Origin of the sequence: Caldithrix abyssi DSM 13497 (assembly GCF_001886815.1) — a bacterium.
In the GTDB taxonomy this organism is placed as follows: Bacteria; Calditrichota; Calditrichia; order Calditrichales; family Calditrichaceae; genus Caldithrix; species Caldithrix abyssi.
Window position 1 is genome coordinate 3,558,180 of the sequence record NZ_CP018099.1, and the last position, 19,773, is coordinate 3,577,952.

Sequence of the window (19,773 nt, forward strand, 5' to 3'; positions counted from 1 at the left end):
CAGTATGGAATCATGGAGTACGATTATGAAACGCATTTTGGTGGTCGATGATGACATCAATTATTCGAATTCTTTAAAAAATATTCTGAACATGAAAAACTTTGAAGTGGATGTCATCGCAAACCCTTTTGTAGTGGAAAAATATTTAGAAAACAATCGGCCTGATTGCATTTTATTGGATTTTAAAATGCCGGGGTTAAACGGCATCGAATTACTGCAAAGGATCAAAAAACGACTGCCGGAGATTCCCATCATTGTCATCAGCGCGGTGGAGCTAAAATACATGAAGGTGAATCCCCTGCAGGTTGGGGCCAGCACCTATATTGAAAAGCCCTTTGAACTGAACGAACTGTTAGAGGCCATTTTAAGCGTTACGCAACAAAAGCTCAATCATTAAAATCTTCATTCCGTTTAAAAACCAGACTGCCCTCTTTGGCGTTAATGATCTTGCTGACCACAGGGCACTTGACGCGCAACAGATAATAAATCAACTCGTGCCGCTCATCCAGGGTTTCGTAGTTTCCCATCCCTTTGGAGATAACCATATCGGCCTGTTCAAAGGCCTGCTTCAGCTCATCGGAGGCCTGATCAAGCACCATGGCCGGCGTGTCGTCGCCGGAATCGACAATCCTGGCAATTTTATCCATGCCCACCATCAGGGCGTCCTCCCGCGTAGCGTCATTAATAATCGGGGCCCCGCGTACGGCTACCGTGAACTCCAGGCCCAGCTCGGGATAGTAGCGCTGTAAAATTTCAATAAACAACCGATCAAAAACAATTTCGCCGGCATTATCAGCCAGGTACAAAATTTTTCTTGATTGCTTCAGATCTTCAATAAAACGCTCAAAGTCATTGATTTCAAAATAGAGGTCTTCTACCGTATGAATCGTTTTTTGAATGTCAATTTCTTTAACTTGCGCGCCAAAGTCGATCACATTACCGGCCACGGCCAGCTTTGCGGCCATTAATACCGGTTCCGGATTCCTGAAAACGATCTTTAACAGATCATCGTAATATGCAAGGCCCAGTGAATTGTATTTGATTTTCAACTCATGATAGGGATCATGATTTCCTGTTACTTGATGAATGATGCGGTAAACTTCCTTGCCGATCACCGGCGGCGGTACGTTGTAATCTATGGTGGTTAAATAGTTAAGCACTTTATTGACGACCTTTTCTTTTATCTCCGGCTTATCTGTAACCAGCTCCACCGTTTCAATCGTCTGGCGCAAAATACATGGAATACAACTAAAATGCGTTCTCATTCCGTTTCCTCTAATTTAATTCAAGGTCGGCAATTTAATAAAGTTTTGCGCAAAAACGAAATGAAACTTTTGCCATTTTAAATGTAAGAGAGGGCTGCTTTCATGAATGTTTTTGCGGCAGACCAGGTGCGTTGGGAAAGAAACGTTCGCCGAGGATTGCGCCCCATTTTTCATGGGATAATACGATTTTTTGCCCGGGGCCATCAGAGGATGTCTCAAAAGCGACATTAAATAAATAACATGGAAAAGTTTACACTTCCCCTCACCCGCTTTTCAAAAGAGGGGGAATTAAAGGAGGTGAGGGAAAGAAAAACTTTGAAAAACTACATTGTCTTTAACTTTTGGGACAGCCTCTGACCGTCCTGTTTTGGGCGAGCAGACGCTGGCAGTTGTTATTTTTTAAATGCGGCGTTGATTGCTTCCTCAATCCCGGCAAATTTGGTCTCGTAATCCTTACGTCCGCGTCGAATTACTTCAAAGGCCTCTTCTTTGTGGTAAATGCCGGTTATTTCCGTGCGGTGCCGTTTGCTGCCGGGAATATCTTTGTAGGTTAAAAAATAATGTTTTAACCGTTCGATTAATTCGCCCGGCACGTCGGTAATATCTTCCCATTTTTGAAAGATGATATCATTGCGCAGGTAGGCCACCAATTTATCATCTGCCTCGTTGTTATCGATCATGCGAATGCCGCCAATAACCACCGCCGGCACCAGAATATTACTTTTGGTAATTGGGCGTTCGGTCAACACGCAAATATCCAGCGGATCGCCATCGCCAATGATATCGGTTCGGCCGGTTTTTTTATTGCAGTATTCGGCCGAACGTTCGCCGGAATAGGTGCGCGGAATAAAGCCATACAACATGGGCGGCATGGATGAAAAACGCTGTGGGCGATCCACTTTTAAAAGCCCCGATTGCTTGTCCAGTTCGTATTTTACTGTATCGGTGGGCGTCATTTCGATATAGGCGTTTACAATTTCCGGCGCATCATCCCCCACATCCACCCCATGCCAGGGATGCGCTCTGAAAAGCAAGCCCATCAACGACAGCACTGGTTCATTATTTTTTTGCATTTCGGCTCCTTTTAAATTGAAATTATGGTTAATTGTATTTATACTTAATTTATTGCGAAAATAATGCCAATGCCAGTTTGATTTTTTAGTAGGAGTTGTTTATGAAAAATAGTATTAAATGGATTCTGGCTATCATCCTCACTCTATCCGCAGCATATTATCAACGGACTACCGGTCCAACCTATCCGTTGAAGACCAGCTTTGAAATTGCGGGCAAACAGTACAAAATGAAATTCCCGCGCAGTCACGGCGGTTTTACGCCTCAACCCATTACGCTGGCCATTCCTGATACGTCCGTTAAAGCAGAACTCCATTTCCGCAGATATAAAATGAATGAACCATGGACTGTGATTCCCATGGTTCGCGAGAATGAAACGCTCAAAGCCGATCTGCCCGCCCAGCCGCCCGCCGGCAAGCTGGAATATTTTGTAGTACTCAAACATGGAGACAAAGAGGTTAACGTACCGCACGACTCGGCCATTGTCATCCGCTTTAAAGGCGAGGTGCCTGCCTATGTGCTGGCGCCCCATGTGTTATTCATGTTTTTGAGCATGTTACTTGCCATGTACACTCTGTTTGAAACTCTGACAGATGGGCCCAGGATCAAGTTTTACGTCATTTTAACCAGCGCGGTCTTATTTGTGGGGGGAATGGTATTCGGGCCGTTTGTGCAGAAATTTGCTTTCGATGCTTACTGGACGGGCGTGCCTTTTGGCTGGGATTTGACGGATAACAAAACCTTAATTGCCATGATCTTCTGGTTGATCGCCCTCTGGCAAACGATCGCCCGCGGTGAAAAACGCGCTAAATACTGGATTTTGCTGGCCGTTGTGGTAATGTTTGTGGTTTTTCTGATTCCCCACAGCGTTATGGGCTCGGAACTCAATTACGAAACCATGAGCGTGGAAACCGGCAAGATTTAAAAATATGAGAAAGAGATGACCCAAAGCAAAACCGGTTTAAACCATTCCACTGATAATTTGCTGGATCAAACCGCTGCGTTGATTGCTGACTCCCGATGTCTTGTCGCTTTTACCGGCGCCGGTATTTCGGTTGAAAGCGGCATTCCGCCGTTTCGCGGTCAGGGCGGATTGTGGAATAAAGTGGATCCGTGTTTGCTGGAAATCGGATATTTTGAAAAAAATCCACTGCAAAGTTGGCGTTTGATAAAACAGCTATTCTACCAGACTTTAAAAAAGGCCAAACCCAATGCAGCGCACCACGGTCTGGCTAGGCTGGAAAAAGCCGGATATTTAAAAACCATCATTACGCAAAACATCGACTATTTGCATCAACAGGCCGGCAGCGCCCGCGTGCTGGAGTACCACGGAACGTACAAATATTTAAAATGTTTGCAGTGCGGCTACAGAACGGAAGCAAAAGAATCCATGCTGGTTGAGCTTCCGCCATTGTGTCCCAGATGCCGGGGCGTGTTAAAGCCGGATTTTGTCTTCTTTGGCGAGGCGATTCCTCAAAAGGTAGCCATGGAAAGCGAAAAAGAAGCCCGCAAGGCAGATTTGATGCTTATTATCGGTTCCACGGGCGAAGTTTACCCCGCGGCCATGATTCCGGAGACGGCCTTTCACCACGGAAGTAAAATCGTGGAAATCAATATTGAACCGTCCAATTACACCCATTCCATTACGCACATTTTTTTGCGCGGGAGGGCGACTGAAATCGTCTCAAAAATTATCGAGCGTTTAAAGATTTAGAATAGACCGTGCGTTCGTTACACCATATTAGTGGTACAACTGCTGGTGCTGTAAAAAATTGCCGCTGTCTGTCTGGTTTTGGGCCATGGAGCTGACCGATTCGAGAACAGCCTGCATATCCAGCGGCGGCTGCATAAACGTGATGGCGCCGATATTGAATTCCAGCGGCCAGTTAGCTGCGATGGATTTTAAGCGAATGAGCGACTGAATTTTTTGCAGGGCTGTGCGCGCGCCGCCGGCGTTGATATCGGGCAACATGATCAGGAAATTGTCTTCATCAACGCGCGTAAATAAATCCGTTTTGCGTAAATTTTGTTTCATGATCTGCGCGATATTTTTGAGGATCTCTTTCTCGTAGTTGAAGTTCTGATCTTCGCGAATTTTTTTAAGCCGGGAGCAGTCGAGATAGGCCAGCGTAATGGGGCGTTTGTAACGGTGGCTGCGATGCAGTTCTTCTTCGGCCCGCTGTAAAAACAGCGACTTGCTCAACCCGCCCGTTAATTCATCACTAAAACGATGCGCCTGGTTTAATGACCACTGCTCTTTTAGCTTAAGGGCTAAAAAGGAAACCCAAAACAATAAAATGCCATTACCTGCTATTTCAAACGTAAGTGGATCGACTGCTTTAAAATTAATATTGATCAATGAGTAAAGCGCGAATGAAACAATGCTTATGACAACGCCCAATGCGCGTGGAGCCAGAAGAGCGCTCACACTAACCGGGATGAGGTAGAGGAAAAACAACGGAAAACTAAATTGTAAATCCACATAAGCGATAATGAATAATAATACGAGCGCCGACAGGCTATTAAACCAGGAGGGCAACGTTTTTAATTTTTGGATCATTAACATGATCAAATGCATGATGTCCTCCATTATGATTTAAATTTTTGAGAGATAGATTCCCTCTTTTATTGCGTATCTTCTAAGCGACAAACCGAACAATTGTGTGTTTAAAGTTCCAGGAAGCCAGGGAGACAACTGTCGCTAATAGAAATATCGGTCGATGACGGAAAAAATTAAATTAATTTTTGATTACGTTCCTTGTAACGATAGATGCCGAAAAAAATACGCTCTTTAGGCAACGATCCTTCACTCACAAAAGCAAGTCGAATAGTATAACGTGATTAATGCGCAGAATGTTCCCTAAGCAAAAATCCCGATGGAATATCCATCGGGATTTTGCTCACGTGGAGCAAGAGGTGTTCAAAAAAGTGCTTACAATATTTACGATCGGCATTTGATATAGTTTCATTAATTTTCAGGTAAAATTGGACGCTTTTTATAAACCAGAAAAGAGGAAAAATAGCGACTGAAGCGAAAGGATCATTGCTAATAAAAATCGATTGTTGCAAATTATGCAAAAATTAAGGTGATGCTCCCGCACCTCCTTCGTCACAGAGATGTAGATCAACCGCTTTATGGCGGTGGAAGCCTGTCGAAGCGAATTTAAATGTTTTGAATCATGCTTCAATAAAAGCGGAGGAAATATGAAAAAATTTTTTTTATTGCTTATTCTCAATTTGCCATTTGTTTATTCAGGATTTGCTCAACCCATCTTGAACAAAATTTAAGCCCAAATCACCAAATTTCCACCTTCGGTTTTTGTAAGTTATTGGTTTTTTTGGATCGAGTTTTCGAGATGTCGTTGTAGTGCCCCATACTATATTGGTTTCCCCCTTGACTTAATTGACTGATATGATTATATTTGAACATGTTTATTAAAGAAGTCACAAAAAAGAATAAAGGGTACGATAAAACCTTCGTTTACCATCAATTGGTCGAATCCTATCGTACTGAAAAAGGCCCAAGACAAAGAAAATTGCTCAACCTGGGCAAGCTTACCATTCCTAAAGACCAATGGAAAACACTTGCCAATCGCATCGAAGAGATCATAAGCGGACAAACTTCACTGATCGAAGTGGATGAGCAAATTGAACAATTAGCCCAGCGCTATGCCTCGCTTTTAATTCAAAACAAACTAAAACAAGAAAAGGTAGAAAAAAAAGAAAGCCCACAGGAAACCGAGACCATTTTTACGGGCTCTGTCAAATTCAGAGATGCTCGCAGTATAGGAGGCGAATACATCAGTTTGATGATGTTAAGAAAGCTTAAGTTCAATGAACTTTTAAAAAAGCTGGGCTTTAAGGAGAAGGATATTAAACTGGCCGAACTGTTGATCGTTGGGCGCCTGGTGCACCCCTCAAGCGAATGGGCGACCTTACGCTGGGTCAAAAAGCAAAGCGCCATCGATGAGCTTTTAGAGTTAGACCTTTCAAGACTTTCTCACAATAAACTTTATCGAATTACGGATCAATTATTAGAACATAAGGACAAAATCGAGAATGGTTTAGTAGAGCAAGAGCGTCTGTTATTTTCCTTGCAGGAAAAGATCATCCTGTACGATTTAACCAATACGTATTTTGAGAGTAGCCGTACCAGTGAACTCAAGGCTCGCGGACGTAGTAAAGATAAGCGTCACGATATGCCCCTGGTTACTTTAGGCCTGGTATTGGATGAGGATGGATTCCCCAAGGAGAGTCGTCTTTTCTCTGGCAATGTTTCCGAACCAGAGACTTTGTCTAAAATTCTGGATACGATAGGCGGCAAAGTCAGGAAATTGATTATTTTAGATGCCGGGATTGCCACAGAAGAGAACTTGCAACTGATCACAAAGCGTGGACACGACTATCTGGTTGTCTCACGCAGTAAACCGGAAATCGAGATCGAAGAAAATGCTTTTAAAGAGATTAATCACGATCAACGCCATAAAGTGGAAGCCTATCTTTACCGTAAGGATAAAGAGCTTTATTTATACTGTCGCAGCGCCTCAAGGCAAAAGAAAGAGGAAGCCATTCGACAATTTCATCAGCAGCGCTTTGAGGCGGAGTTGAAATATGCGGCGGAGAGTTTGCACAAGAAACGAGGCACGAAGAAATATCCCAAGGTTTTAGAACGCATTGGCCGCATAAAGGAACGTCATGCAAAGGTGGCCTATTTTTATGATATTACGGTTGAGCATCACAATGGTATCGTGACAGAGATCAGCTGGAAGATAAAAGATGAGCAAAAGATGGATGATCGATTTTCCGGCACGTATTATTTACGGACGAGTCGTCTGGATTTAACGGATCGTGAGATTTGGCAGCTCTACATCAGTTTAACGGATGTGGAGGATGGATTTCGCTCGTTGAAGAGTGAATTAGGCTTAAGGCCTAATTTTCACCAGAAGGATAAACGCATTGAAGGGCATATTTTCATTTCGATTTTAGCCTTTCATGTATTGATAAGTCTTCAAAAACAATTACATGATGCAGGCGTTTATCATCGCTGGACAACCATTCGTGAATTACTTTCCGTACAGCAGCGAGTAAGCGTGGAGATGAAAACTCAGAAAGGAGATTTATTAGTTATAAGAGATACGACCGAACCGGAGGCGATTCATTATTTAATGGCGCAGGCATTTAAGATCAAGCCCAAGCCATTAGGTATGAAAAAGATAAGAATTTAAATATTGTAGTGGTAATAAAAAAGAACGACATGTTGTTTTTAAATAACTTAAATCGTTTTAGTGTTCAAGATGGGTCAAGAAGCATTTTATAACGCTGGCGCAAGCGGTGTGGCGATTTCTGGCCTCTATGCTTCCGGAAAAGATTTTACTTCCAGAGGCGTGGGGGTAATGTTATTGCATCAGGGAAAGTTTTTTATGGGCTATGAACATGACAACGTCACATTGTGGATTGACGAAGAATTTTCTGACTATTATACGTTCAAAGAAGAGTTTACACTGGACGGCTTTTTTATTGGATTCAGAAATTATGAAAACCCGCAGAAGAAAATGTTTTTTTCAACCACCTTCCAGAGCGGCGTGGTAATTTCTCCACTGGTTAGTGGGATCAATATGATTCCCATCGTATTTACCATCTTCAAATCCATTTCCAATAATCATTTAAAAATCATCCCACTGATTTACGGTTCGTACGTTTATATTTTCTATAAAAACAGAGGCGGAAATTTCACTCATATTTCCACGGAAACGGCTTACGGATTCCAATTGAATATTGCCTTCAGGCCCATAAACAGGATAAGTCATGGTTTAGCGCTGGGTCTGGACTATAATTTAAAAAATAAGGATGTACCGCTTTCCTTCCAGGTATCGCTGCTGTTTAATGCCTTTCAGGTTGAAAAAGAATAATCCAGGACAGCGCAGCTGAAGCAAAATATATTTAGCGCAAAGAAGGTTTAAGATTAAAAAGAGTTTTGGTTTACCGCAGTAGCCTTGCCCCTGCGCCTCCTCATACAGAATAACGGTTTGGGAACAGTAGAAGGTCTATCTTGATAGATTGCTTCTTAAGGAGAAAGGGATTCCGCATTCCCGCTATGGCAGGACACATCTTTCGAAGGTAGTATTCTAAAAATTTGGTTCAATCGGCTTCTGAAATCTGCCTTAATATTTGCTCGGTCTGATCTTGCGTAAAATTTTCGATGGATTCGATTTTTCCCTGCGGATTGATCACAAACAGAACTTTATTGGTCCTCACCTGAAACAGCCGCCGAAAACGTTCGATCTCATGCGGCGCCACAAAATGGCGAAAATCGCCCTCTGCAATACCGCCCATGGCCTTCAAACGTTCGTAGGACTGCGCGCCGTAAGGACAGGAAATCCAGTAAACGATATTTTGGTCGCTGAGCTTTTCTAACAATTTTTTACTCATCATGTCGCAAAATTGATCGCTACACATCCAGAAGTCAATAACCAGGTATCGACCTTTTGCCTGAGCCAGAGAAAATTTTGTAGAATCGATGAAGGCAACTTCAAACTCCGGACAGGCAAGCCCCACGGCAATGGGCGGCGTTTTTTGGGCATCCAGTTCTTTCAGAGTTAGGCTTCGGCCCCAAATATCCAGGGCTTTTACGCCGTACGATTTATTGCGCAAAGTAAAGGGCTGATACAGCTGTTCGTAAAAATCTTTTTTGCGATTGTAGCGCTTATCGTGATTCAAATCGATCCATAAAAAATCCGTAATTTTGTAATTCACATCCGGCAATATGTTAAACAGAATGCAGTTGAAGACCTCACCGTCAAGACTTAACTCTCCCATTCTAATTAAACGATTTGAAAAAAGACCAAATTTTTACCGCCGGGCTTTTGCGCTTTGAAAAAAGCCAGCAACATTTTTTGTGTTTTTACCTGCTGCCCGTCGAATATTTCCACCGTAACCAGCTCTTCAGCCATGACGTATTGTCCGCTGCGTTCCGGAACAAAAACCTGATCAAAATCTTTAAATTCTAAAATCCGGTCATTGGTAAAATCTTCATCGTTATTGGCGTCAAAAACAAAAAAATCATTCCCCTGACCGTCTTCAAGCCAGCAAGCGGAAACAATATCGTCAAGCGGCGGAGGAGGATAGATTCTTTCTAAAAAATCAATGGTAGCCGGCAGGGCAGAACTTTTGACACTGGCTCTTAGCACAGAATCTTCTTTAAAAAGTTTGCTTAGTTTTAAAAAATTTTGAATATGAAACTGGAAAAGCTTGCGCGTTGCATAATTCGCCGGATAAGCTGTAATCTTTTCCAAAAGTTTATTTTCTTTAACCGGGCGGGCAGGACTAAAAGAGGGCTCAATAATCTTTAAACTATCGGCATTGACAGGCTTAAGGCGAATGGTGATCTCCGTATTTCCCGCCATGAGATAGCTCAGCCCCACGACAAAGCACAGGACGGATTTTAACATAATTCCTTCCTCCCTGTTAATTACATTATCAAAGGCAAAATGCCGATGCTCAACGCCGGGATGTAAGTGATCAGCGCCAGGGCAATGAGCAGGATGATCAAAAAGGGCAAAGCCGCGCGATAGAGAAAGGTAATCGATTTTTCAAAACGCAGAGAAGCAATAAACAGATTCATACCCACCGGCGGCGTGGAATATCCGATGCCCAGATTGGCCAGGAAGATAATGCCCAGGTGCACGGGATCGATGCCGAACGAGGCGGCAATGGGAATGATAATCGGCACAATTACCATGATGGCCGAAAAAATGTCCATCACGGCGCCGACAAGCAGCAAAAACAGGTTCAGAAAAAGGAGAAAAACAATCGGCGAATCAATAAACGTTTTCATGGCTTCCAGAATGCGCATGGGAATCTGGGCGTCGGTAAAGTAGTTGGCCAGGCCCAACGCGGCAGCCAAAATAACGATGATGCTGCCCACCATTTCCATGCTCTTGCGCACCACCACAGGCAGCCCCCTGCGCAGGGAAATATCGCGGTAGATAAACACTTCGATGATGAACACGTAGATGGCGGTGACGGCCGCCGCTTCCGTGGCCGTAAACAGGCCGCCGTAAATGCCGCCGATGATAATAAACGGTAAAGGTATTTCCCAGGCCGATTCTTTTAGCGCCTGCCAGCGCTCCTGACGCGTGGACTTGCGAATTTTAAGTTCTTTGAGCTGTTTTCTGCGAAACAGAATGATGTAAATACTGAGCATAACGATCATTAAAATGCTGGGAACAATGCCCGCCGCAAACAGCTGGTCAATGGGCGTCTGGGCAACCAGGCCGTACAGAATAATGGGCAAACTGGGCGGCAGCAGCAGCCCCAGATTGCCGCTGGCCGTTAGTAAGCCCAGCGTAAATTTTTCGGGATATTTTTCCCTGAGCATGATGGGATGCAGCAATCCGCCAAGCGCAATGATTGTAACGCCGGAAGCGCCGGTAAAAGCCGTAAACAGCGCCGATGAAACCAGGGCGACAATGGCCAGGCCCGCCGGCAGCCAGCCGATCAAGGCGCGAGAAAGGTTAACAAGACGGCGAGGCGTGTTGCTTTCGGCCAGCAGGTAACCGGCAAAGGTAAAAAGCGGAATAGCCAGAAAAATAGGCTGGCTGGTTAAACGGTACAATTCGATGATGATGGCCGAGCTGTCGATTTCAGCCAGGTGGAAAAGCAGCAGAGCAATGCCGGAAATAATTACAAACAACGGCGTTCCGAACAGAGTCAGCAAAATCAACCCGACAATGATAAGAAGCGTGATCATTGTTCCGGCTCCTGCGGATCAATATACAGCGAAAGCAGATTAAAGAAAAAACGCAAGGCCATAAGCGCAAAACCAATGGGAATGATAGTTTGAAAGGGCCAGGCCGGAATATCGGAAAAGATGGTCGTGCCAAATTCCCTTTCATCCAGCACAAAGGTGAGAGACGCTCTGGTCAGCAGCGCGGTGATAAAAATGGCGAACAGGTAAACGATGGTTTTGGGTATCTTGCGCCAGCGGGCGGGCGTCAGGCGCGTTAGCAGGTCAATGTTGATGTGTTTGCCTTCGCGGGCGGCCAGGCTGGCGCCGATAAAGCTGACCCACAGCACCAGATTCCGCAAGAAAATATCGCCCCACAAAATGCCCACATTAAACACTTTGCGCAAAAAAATCTGTAACCCGGACATGAAGACCATGACCAGAACGATGAGTAGCAAAAACACCAGTTCGATTTTTGCCAGAAATTGATCGACGCGTTTAATCCAGTTCATCGCCCAACTCTTTTCATAAAGACGCTAAAACATAGGCAATAAAAAAACATCACGCAAGAGGGATTGGCGCTTCGGCAAAATTTAGTTGAATAGTTTAACAGTTGAATGGTTGAATGGTTGCCGGTCTGTCATTCTGAACGGAGCGCCAGCTTCAGTCTCGAGAAATCGGGACGGAGTGAAGAATCTAAACAGTTGAATGGTTAAATAGAAATTGGCGATGTTGGCGCCCAGTACACCGTCGGAGAAAATTCTCACCAGCAAATCTTCCCCCTATCCCAGACTTTTATTTTGAAGGGTTGAGGGCAATTGAAACTATTTTTAATTTTTAACATTCTTTGCGCCCTTTGCGACTTCTCTGCGCTCTTAGCGGTTGTTTAAATCCCCGCGGAAATGTTTTGGTTGCGGCTGTGCTGCCTTGAAATGCTGTGATTTATGATCCCTATAATTCGTTTCTGGCGGGGCGTATTAACAGAATCACTAAAAAATCTGCGCCCTTCCCGATCGTGCAAACGGTTAAACCCATATCGAAAGGGAATTTTTTAGCCAAATTTTTGTTTTACTATCAAAAAAAATGGATTCAAACGATGGGTGGAAAAATCCAAAATAAGCTTTATCTCCTGTTTGCCTTTCTGGCGCTGTTGGTGGCGCTGCCCACATTGATCTCTCAGTATTTTGTTTATGACAATTACACACAAAAGAAGGCCTGGCCCATTATTGACGCTCAGGTTATTAAAACGCGCATTGTGGGTAAACGGGCAATTTTACCGGAAATTACTTACCAGTACCAGGTTAACGGAAAAACCTACACCGGCAAAAGCGACCTGCAAACTCCGCCGTTTGGTTTGCGTAATAAACGCGATATCACCGCGCGCGCCATTTTACGAGAGCATCCGGTGGGCAGCACGCTTAAGATTGCCTACCAGCCGCAAAATCCCGCTATTTCTACAACGGGCCTGCATCTGCCCTGGAATTTTTACATGAAAATCAGTTTTGCCCTCACACTGGTTATAGTGGCCCTCTATTTGCTGCTTCAATATTTCAGGAAAGCCGTGTAAAATTCTTTGATTGTGTGCGCTGCATTTTGTAAAATAACCTTTTAATTAAACAAAGAACTAAAATCATTGGAGAGCATAGAATAAATCGGGCTGGCAATTCATTGCGAGTTTTTAAAGGAAAAAGAAACGATGCTCCGAGGCAGGCACTAATAAAATCTCAGGCATACAAAGTAAAGCCGTACCCTGCGGTTTTTTCGGGGCGGCCGGCATACAAATAAATAAACACATCAAAAATTAGAAAGTTGAGTGTAATCAATGGGATTACGTGAAGAGTTATTAAGACATCTGGGATTAAACACCTTTGTGGTGGTCGATCTGGAAACCACGGGCTTAAATCCGGAAATGGATCGCATCATTGAGATCGGCGCCATTCGCTTTGTGGATGGGAAAGAGGATGCCGTTTTTGAAGAGCTGATCGATCCGGGCATTCCCATTCCGCCGTTCATCACCAGCTTAACCGGTATTCGCAACGAAGACGTAAAAGGCAAGCCCTCCATCGAAGAGATTTTTCCGCGCCTGTTGCAGTTCATGGGCGATGTGGCCATGGTCGGTCAGCAGGTTAATTTTGACGCGGCCTTTCTTGAATACCAGTTCCGCAAGCAAAAAAACGATTTCGAACGCTGGGAAGACACCCAACAACGTTTTAAATATTTAAACAATTTGCGCGTGGATACGCTCTTTTTAGCGCGTATTTTCATGCCTTTTTTAAACAGCTTTAAGCTGGCTTCGCTGGCCAGCGAATTTGATTATGATCTGGATCGCGCCCACCGGGCGGTGGATGATGCGCGCGCCACGGGACATGTCTTTTTAGAGCTGATCGATCGGGCGCTGGCCGCTGAAAATCATGTTTTGAGCAACATCATCAATCTGCTCTACCCTACTTCGCGCCGCGCCAAGCAGTTTTTTATTCCGGTGTTGAAATTCAAACAGATGAAAAATATTTCGGCCACCGGCAAAGCCCTGGTGGACGACGCCTATTACGCGCAGGACTATTACAACGTAATCGGCGAAAAAGATTACCGTTTTCCGCAGGCCACGGAAGAATTTCCGGAGCTGGAACCCATCGATCCGGATATTGTAGATCGCTATTTCGGCGAAAAAGGACATCTTTCCAGAGCCATCCCCAACTACGAATTGCGACCGCCGCAAATTGAAATGGCCCGGAATGTGCTGCGGGGCCTTAATGAGCGCTCCTATGTCGTTGCCGAAGCGGGAACCGGAACCGGCAAATCCATGGCCTACCTGGTTCCGGCCATCGAGTGGGCGGTCAAAAACAGACACGCCGGCCAGCGCGTGGTGGTTTCGACCAATACCAAAAATTTGCAGGAACAATTGTTCTTCAAAGACCTGCCCACGCTCTACGCCACGGTGGAGAACAAGTTTAAGGCCGTTTTGCTTAAAGGACGTTACAACTACCTCTGTCTGGAAAAATGGCACACGGTTTTGACGGATATGAATCAACGCATCTCCCGCGATGAACGTACGCGGTTGTTGCCGCTGGTTTACTGGGTGGAACAAACGCGCACCGGCGACATCATGGAGAACGCTGGTTTTCAGCTGGAACGTAATATCGGGCTGTGGGAAAAACTGACGGCCGAACCTTCGTACTGCCCGGGCAAGGCCTGTAAATATTACGACGACTGCTTTTTGATGAAGGCCCGGGAACACGCCAGGCGGGCGGATGTGGTGGTGGTAAACCACGCCCTGTTGTTTGCCGATCTGGCTGCCGGACGCTCCACCCTGGGCGATTACGAAGTGCTGGTGCTGGACGAAGCTCACAACCTGGAAAAGACGGCGGCCGAATATCTGGGCGTGCGCGTCAATTACTGGGCCTTCCGCAACCTTTACCATCGCATTTACGACGATGAACCGAACAAATCGGGCACCATCGTACAAATCGAATATCGCCTGAGCACCAGCCGCAACATGCCTCAGGAGAAAAAAGACCGAATCTCCCGGCTGACCCAGAAGGTAAAGTTCAGTTCGCTCAACCTCAAAGAAAAAACGCAGATTTTTTACAACGAATTCAGCCGCATGTTGCGCGACCAATACGGCAGCCGCGAAGATCCCGGCGCCGAAGAAACGCGCATCCGCTACCACAAAGGGTTTAAATACTTTCGCCTGTTAGAGGATGAAATCGACCAGCTGCGTAAGGCCCTGGGGCGCTTCATTAACGATTTAAATCAATTAATTGACAAATTAAATGATCTGGATTTTGACTCGTTTAAATTTCAGGCTCAGCTCACGCGCGAAGTCATTTCCAGTTACGATCGGGCTAAAGAACTTTTAGAGGGCTTTAATTTTTGCCTGAAGGGCGATGAGTTGAACTATGTTTACTGGCTTGATCTGCCGCGCAACCAACGCAGCAACGACGTGGCTTTGCATGCCGTTCCGCTTAACATCGATGAACTGCTCAACAAAATGCTCTATCCGCAGGTGGAAACGGCCATCTTTACATCGGCCACGCTTTCCATCAACAAGTCTTTCGACTATTTCCACTCGCGCTTGGGGTTAAAAGATATTAAAGATCGGCCGGTCATTTCCGCCGCTTTCGATTCGCCGTTTGACTACGAAACGCAACTGCTGTTAGCCGTTACCGATTTTCTACCCGATCCGCGTTCGGCGGACTTCCCCGCTGCCGTCAAGGAGCTGGTCATTCGCCTGCACAAAGAACATCGCCGCGGCCTGTTGATTTTGCTGACCAACTACAGCATGTTAAATCAAATGTACGACTGGCTCAAGCCCCATTTTGACGGCGAACATGTGCTGCTGTTGGCGCAGGGCAAAAGCGGAAGCCGCACCAACATTTTAAATCAGTTTAAAGAAAACCGCGCTTCCATTTTACTGGGCACCGACAGCTTTTGGGAAGGGATTGACGTGCCGGGCGACGCGCTGGAGTTGTTATTCATCCCCAAATTGCCCTTTGATGTGCCCAGCGAGCCGGTGATTGCCGCGCGCATGGAAGCCATCAAACGCCGCGGCGGCAATCCTTTTATGGAATACTCCCTGCCAGAGGCCATTATTAAATTCCGGCAGGGCTTTGGCCGATTGATTCGCCACAAAAAAGACTTTGGCGCGGTAATTATCGGCGATAATCGCGTCAGCCGCATGCGTTACGGGAAACATTTTTTGAACAGCATTTCCGGACGTAAGGAAATTGTTTTTGACGAAGAATCCTTTTTTGAACTATTGCATGAATGGTTTAAAAATCGACCGCAGGAGAATGGAAACGATGCACAATAAAAAACTGATCATTGGCCGGCAGGATTTAACGCTGGACGATGTCCAATTTTTTCTGACAGAAAATCCGTCCATTGCGCTGGATGAAGAGGTCAAAACATCCATCAACGCCGGCCATAACGTTATTAAAGAAATCGTAGAAAAGGACCGCGTTGTTTACGGCGTAACCACCGGCTTTGGCAAATTCGCCGACGTGCGCATCGATGGGCAGCAAACCCGGGAACTGCAGCGCCGTTTGATTTTAAGCCATGCCGCCGGAACGGGCGACCCCATGCCGGCGGAAATAGTGCGTCTGATGATGTTGTTTAAGATCAAGAACCTCTCGCAGGGATTTAGCGGCGTGCGTGTGCAGGTGGTGGAGCAACTGGTCAACATGTTAAATGAAAACATCATTCCGGTGGTGCCGCAAAAAGGTTCGGTGGGCGCCAGCGGAGATCTGGCCCCTCTGGCGCACATGGCCCTGGTAATGATTGGCGAAGGCGAGGCGTTTTATCAGGGAAAACGCCTGACCGGCGCGCAGGCTCTGCAAAAAGCCGGATTAAAGCCCCTGCAGCTGGAAGCCAAAGAAGGGCTGGCCATTTTAAACGGCACGCAGGCCATTCAAGCCTGCGGCGTGTTCAGCCTGCTTCAGGCCAGGGAATTGGTTAAAACAGCGGATGTCATTGCGGCCATGAGTCTGGAAGGTTTGCTGGGCACGCTAACCGCTTTTGACGAACGCATTCAAAAGGCGCGCCGACATCCCGGGCAACTACACGTGGCCCGCAATTTCCGCAGCATTCTGGCCGATTCGCCCATCGTGGAATCGCACAAACAATCGGACCACCGCGTGCAAGATGCTTACAGCCTGCGCTGCATTCCCCAGGTGCACGGCGCCATCCGCGACGGGCTGGATTACGTCACCGGCGTTTTTGAACGGGAGATCAACGGCGTCACAGACAATCCGCTGGTCTTTGCAGAAAGCGGCGAGGTTTTGTCCGGCGGTAATTTCCACGGCGAACCGGTGGCGCTGGCCGCCGACTACCTTGGTATTTTGATGGCCGAACTGGCTAACATTTCCGAGCGACGCATCGAACACATGATGGATCCTACCATGAGCGAAATGGCCGGATTTTTAACCGAAGAGGGCGGTTTAAATTCCGGTTTTATGATCGCCCAGGTTACGGCCGCCGCCCTTGTTTCGGAAAACAAAGTGCTGGCTCATCCGGCCAGCGTCGATTCAATCCCTACTTCGGCCAACAAAGAAGACCATGTGAGTATGGGCGCGCACGCCGCCCGCAAGGCGCTGCAAATTATTGAAAACACACAAACCGTGCTGGCCATTGAATTAATGTGCGCCTGTCAGGGGCTGGACTTGCGCAAGCCTGTTTTACCTTCTAAGGCGACGATGGCTGTTTTGCAGGCCTTTCGCCAGCAGGTTCCTTTCTGGGATAAAGACCGCGTCATGTATCCGGACATTGAAAAGGCCCGGCAGTTTGTGGTGGCCGCCCGACCCCTCAAAATTGTGGAACAAATGGGCATAGAGCTGCAATAGCTCAACGGTTTAACAGGAAAACAGATATGGCAAAAATCATTTTAACGCTGCAGGAAATATGCGATCTTATTGAGGCCAATATTCCCAAACATGATGCCATTAAAGAGGTATCGGTTTCTCCCTCCGGAAAGCAGATCGCGCTTTCTGTGAAAACGACCTATTTCCCAACCGTTAAGTTGAACATTTCGTACATTACCTACCAGGCCGGCCAGCTGCATTTCCGCATTGAAGGCAGCCGCTTAATTACTAAACTACTCGATTGGTTTCAGGGCACGCCAAAGCCCTGGCTGAACATTAATGGCGCGGAATTGTTTATCCAGGCGAATGGGCTGCTGCAAAAAAAGGCGCCCGGTATGCAGATTATGTCTGTCGCGCAACAGGAGGACGGCAGCTTCCACATCGATATAGATCTGGAAAATAAGCGCTTTTAATATTTATTGGAAGGCAGACGAAGAGCTGCCCCCAGACGAAAAAATTTATTGCGCGTAAAAGGGCCAAAGTAACCTTCGGCCGTGATGATAATACGCTTTTTGAATAAATGCTGAAAGCCCAGCCCAATGAGGCTAATGGCTTCGTCGTTGTCGCTTCCTATATTCCCCGCGCTGTAACCGAGCCACAAAACAGAGTACGGGCCGTTGAAATGATAGTTACCGGCGATTTTTACAAAATTAAAAATATCGTTAAACAACTCTGCAGAAAGGTAAAACTTTTTTTGAGGCCCAATGCGCAAACTCAGGTTGGGCATCCTGAAGTCGGGGCCTTCGCTAGCGCAAAATCCTTTTTGCAACCTGCTGGTGAAAAAAAATCCCACGCCAAAGCCAAAATATTGATAATTAATGGCGCTATTGAAAATCACATAACGAGTTCTGGCCGTGGCCTGGTAATGGGCCGCCGGTCCATACTCACAGGCGCCATAACCTTCTTCCCGATTGCGCCATTCGCCAACTTTTAACTCGATTTTATTTCTGCTGGAAGGATGAAAGAGCATGACGCGCGCTTCAAAAGTTAACAGATTATTATGTTTATTAAACGCCTTTCCAAAACTCTCGCCCAAACCTCCAGCGACACCCACAACAACGTCAAGGACTTTTAGCTGTTCGTAATGTTCTTTGCTCCATATTCCGCGCTGGCGTTTTTGAGCCTTTAAAACGGCCTTTAAATACTCCTCACGATACAGGGAGTCAACGGGCGCGTAACGAGCATAGCCCAGCTCCAACAACTGGGCGTTGAAATTGATACGATTCAGCAAGAATTTCTGAAATAAGTGAACGGGAAGCGGAACGCTATCGGGACTGGCGGCGGGTGAAGGCTCCATCCATAACGTTCTATTCAATAGATACTTGCGTTCGTAATTGAGAAGATAACGGGCAATCGTTTTTAGCGCCTGACTGCTATCGTGCTCCGAAGGCGTTTGCAGGTTGGCCAGTGAAATTTTTCTGCCGTCTTGCAGCAAAAACAGGTTAGTATCCAGCACTTCAACGATTTTGATCTTTTGACAGAAGCCGACATTAGAAGAAAAATGCAGCCATAACAACATCGGTAATAGTATGGCGCCTATGAAACTTTTCGTTTTCATCAACACGCTCCGATATGTTGTAAATAAATGAGTACTTAAAGATAATGTTTTTGAAAATCGATTACAAAAAAGTTTAGGAGTTTTTTGAACCTTGATTAAACGGATTACAAGACTGCCTTGATTTTATGCGTTTGATGCGCCTTAACTTTCCAGCTTTACTGAGAAAGTTTAAAAGCAAAAAAAAAAGCAAATCCTGGTTCAAAATTTAAATTACTCACCGGACTGGTATTCCGCATTCCACACTGGCGGGATGAGGAATCTTTATATTTACAGAAAGTGGCAGGCAAAAACTCTTTTTAATTTAAAACCTACTTTGTGTCCTTTGCGCTAAATATATTCTGCTTCAGCTGCGCTGGCTTAGGATACTTCCTCTGGAAGATCAAGTCTCTCCCTGGCGAGATTTGAAAATTTATGTGCTGTTGTAAAAACTCATCCCCCAGCCCGGGGCTGTCCCAAAAGTCAAAGAAAATGTATTTTTATAAAGTTTTTCTTTCCCTCACCCCCTTTAATTCCCCCTCTCCCGAAAGTCGGGAGAGGGGGAAAGGGGGTGAGGGCTATTGTAAACTTTTCTCTATTTTTTGCATAAATTTACATTTGATGTCGCTTTTGAGACACCCTCGGGCATAAATTGTGCCGATTTGCTTAGTTTTCGTCTTACATGTTCAGATATAGTTCTATTTTTTCGTTTCGACCCTGGCGTTCCCTTTTCAGATGACGCTGACCAGAAGGATTTGCGTGAAAAAATCTTTGCGCGCTTTGTGGCTTCTTTGTGCTCTTGGTGGTTCGTTTTTGGTTGCG

The 19,773-nt window shown here is 45.8% G+C and carries 17 protein-coding genes; 9 read left to right on the top strand and 8 right to left on the bottom strand.

The features are described 5' to 3' along the window. Positions 1 to 25: 25 nt before the first annotated feature. A complete protein-coding gene (locus tag Cabys_RS13855) occupies positions 26 to 397 on the top strand; it encodes a response regulator (RefSeq protein ID WP_006926724.1) in 372 nt (123 codons plus the stop codon). Here the strand turns inward: Cabys_RS13855 and Cabys_RS13860 are convergent. Beyond that, positions 387 to 1,265, bottom strand: coding sequence for a damage-control phosphatase ARMT1 family protein (locus Cabys_RS13860; RefSeq protein WP_006926726.1), 879 nt, complete (start codon positions 1,263 to 1,265; stop codon positions 387 to 389). The two genes, Cabys_RS13855 and Cabys_RS13860, sit on opposite strands and share 11 nt — an antisense overlap. 392 nt (positions 1,266 to 1,657) lie before the next feature. Then, the gene (locus tag Cabys_RS13870) at positions 1,658 to 2,338 is read right to left on the bottom strand and encodes an inorganic pyrophosphatase (protein WP_006926727.1); all 681 of its coding nucleotides are present in this window, start codon (positions 2,336 to 2,338) and stop codon (positions 1,658 to 1,660) included. A gap of 101 nt (positions 2,339 to 2,439) precedes the next feature. On the opposite strand from Cabys_RS13870, the gene Cabys_RS13875 reads away from it, so the two are divergent. Together Cabys_RS13875 and Cabys_RS13880 are read left to right on the top strand one after the other, a co-directional pair. After that, a complete protein-coding gene (locus Cabys_RS13875) occupies positions 2,440 to 3,261 on the top strand; it encodes a hypothetical protein (protein ID WP_006926729.1) in 822 nt (273 codons plus the stop codon). A gap of 15 nt (positions 3,262 to 3,276) precedes the next feature. After that, entirely contained in the window at positions 3,277 to 4,050 is a 774-nt protein-coding gene (locus Cabys_RS13880) for an SIR2 family NAD-dependent protein deacylase (protein ID WP_006926730.1), read from the top strand. 27 nt (positions 4,051 to 4,077) lie between these two features. Here Cabys_RS13880 and Cabys_RS13885 read toward each other — a convergent pair whose 3' ends face one another. Further along, complete coding sequence (locus Cabys_RS13885) at positions 4,078 to 4,914, bottom strand: GGDEF domain-containing protein (RefSeq protein ID WP_006926731.1); 837 nt, start codon at positions 4,912 to 4,914, stop codon at positions 4,078 to 4,080. A gap of 850 nt (positions 4,915 to 5,764) precedes the next feature. Here Cabys_RS13885 and Cabys_RS13895 point away from each other — a divergent pair. Together Cabys_RS13895 and Cabys_RS13900 are read left to right on the top strand one after the other, a co-directional pair. Further along, positions 5,765 to 7,561: an IS1634 family transposase gene (locus tag Cabys_RS13895; protein WP_006926703.1), complete on the top strand. Its 1,797-nt coding sequence runs from the start codon at positions 5,765 to 5,767 to the stop codon at positions 7,559 to 7,561. Positions 7,562 to 7,630: 69 nt separating this feature from the next. Next, complete coding sequence (locus Cabys_RS13900; RefSeq protein ID WP_044280944.1) at positions 7,631 to 8,245, top strand: hypothetical protein; 615 nt, start codon at positions 7,631 to 7,633, stop codon at positions 8,243 to 8,245. Between the two features lie 229 nt (positions 8,246 to 8,474). Here Cabys_RS13900 and Cabys_RS13905 read toward each other — a convergent pair whose 3' ends face one another. The 4 genes from Cabys_RS13905 to Cabys_RS13920 are packed head-to-tail and all read right to left on the bottom strand — an operon-like array spanning position 8,475 to position 11,573. Continuing rightward, a complete protein-coding gene (locus tag Cabys_RS13905) occupies positions 8,475 to 9,152 on the bottom strand; it encodes a peroxiredoxin family protein (RefSeq protein WP_006926737.1) in 678 nt (225 codons plus the stop codon). Positions 9,153 to 9,157: 5 nt separating this feature from the next. Next, on the bottom strand, positions 9,158 to 9,784 hold the full coding sequence (locus tag Cabys_RS13910; RefSeq protein WP_006926738.1) for a hypothetical protein: 627 nt from the start codon (positions 9,782 to 9,784) through the stop codon (positions 9,158 to 9,160). A gap of 20 nt (positions 9,785 to 9,804) precedes the next feature. Next, positions 9,805 to 11,085, bottom strand: coding sequence for a TRAP transporter large permease (locus tag Cabys_RS13915; protein WP_006926739.1), 1,281 nt, complete (start codon positions 11,083 to 11,085; stop codon positions 9,805 to 9,807). Next, a complete protein-coding gene (locus Cabys_RS13920; protein WP_006926740.1) occupies positions 11,082 to 11,573 on the bottom strand; it encodes a TRAP transporter small permease in 492 nt (163 codons plus the stop codon). Before Cabys_RS13920 ends, Cabys_RS13915 begins: the two co-directional genes overlap by 4 nt. A gap of 584 nt (positions 11,574 to 12,157) precedes the next feature. On the opposite strand from Cabys_RS13920, the gene Cabys_RS13925 reads away from it, so the two are divergent. The 4 genes from Cabys_RS13925 to Cabys_RS13940 all read left to right on the top strand — a co-directional run bounded on the left by Cabys_RS13925 (position 12,158) and on the right by Cabys_RS13940 (position 17,830). Then, on the top strand, positions 12,158 to 12,628 hold the full coding sequence (locus Cabys_RS13925; RefSeq protein ID WP_006926741.1) for a DUF3592 domain-containing protein: 471 nt from the start codon (positions 12,158 to 12,160) through the stop codon (positions 12,626 to 12,628). A 255-nt stretch (positions 12,629 to 12,883) separates the two neighbouring features. Further along, positions 12,884 to 15,871, top strand: coding sequence for a helicase C-terminal domain-containing protein (locus tag Cabys_RS13930; protein WP_006926742.1), 2,988 nt, complete (start codon positions 12,884 to 12,886; stop codon positions 15,869 to 15,871). Beyond that, positions 15,861 to 17,399: a histidine ammonia-lyase gene (gene hutH / locus Cabys_RS13935; protein WP_006926743.1), complete on the top strand. Its 1,539-nt coding sequence runs from the start codon at positions 15,861 to 15,863 to the stop codon at positions 17,397 to 17,399. Before Cabys_RS13930 ends, hutH begins: the two co-directional genes overlap by 11 nt. 26 nt (positions 17,400 to 17,425) lie before the next feature. After that, positions 17,426 to 17,830 carry a hypothetical protein gene (locus tag Cabys_RS13940; protein WP_006926744.1) on the top strand — a complete coding sequence of 135 codons (405 nt, stop codon included), beginning with the start codon at positions 17,426 to 17,428 and terminating at the stop codon, positions 17,828 to 17,830. On the opposite strand, the gene Cabys_RS13945 is transcribed toward Cabys_RS13940, so the two are convergent. Beyond that, positions 17,827 to 18,975: a thermonuclease family protein gene (locus tag Cabys_RS13945; protein ID WP_006926745.1), complete on the bottom strand. Its 1,149-nt coding sequence runs from the start codon at positions 18,973 to 18,975 to the stop codon at positions 17,827 to 17,829. The genes Cabys_RS13940 and Cabys_RS13945 overlap by 4 nt on opposite strands. Between the last annotated feature and the right edge of the window lie 798 nt (positions 18,976 to 19,773).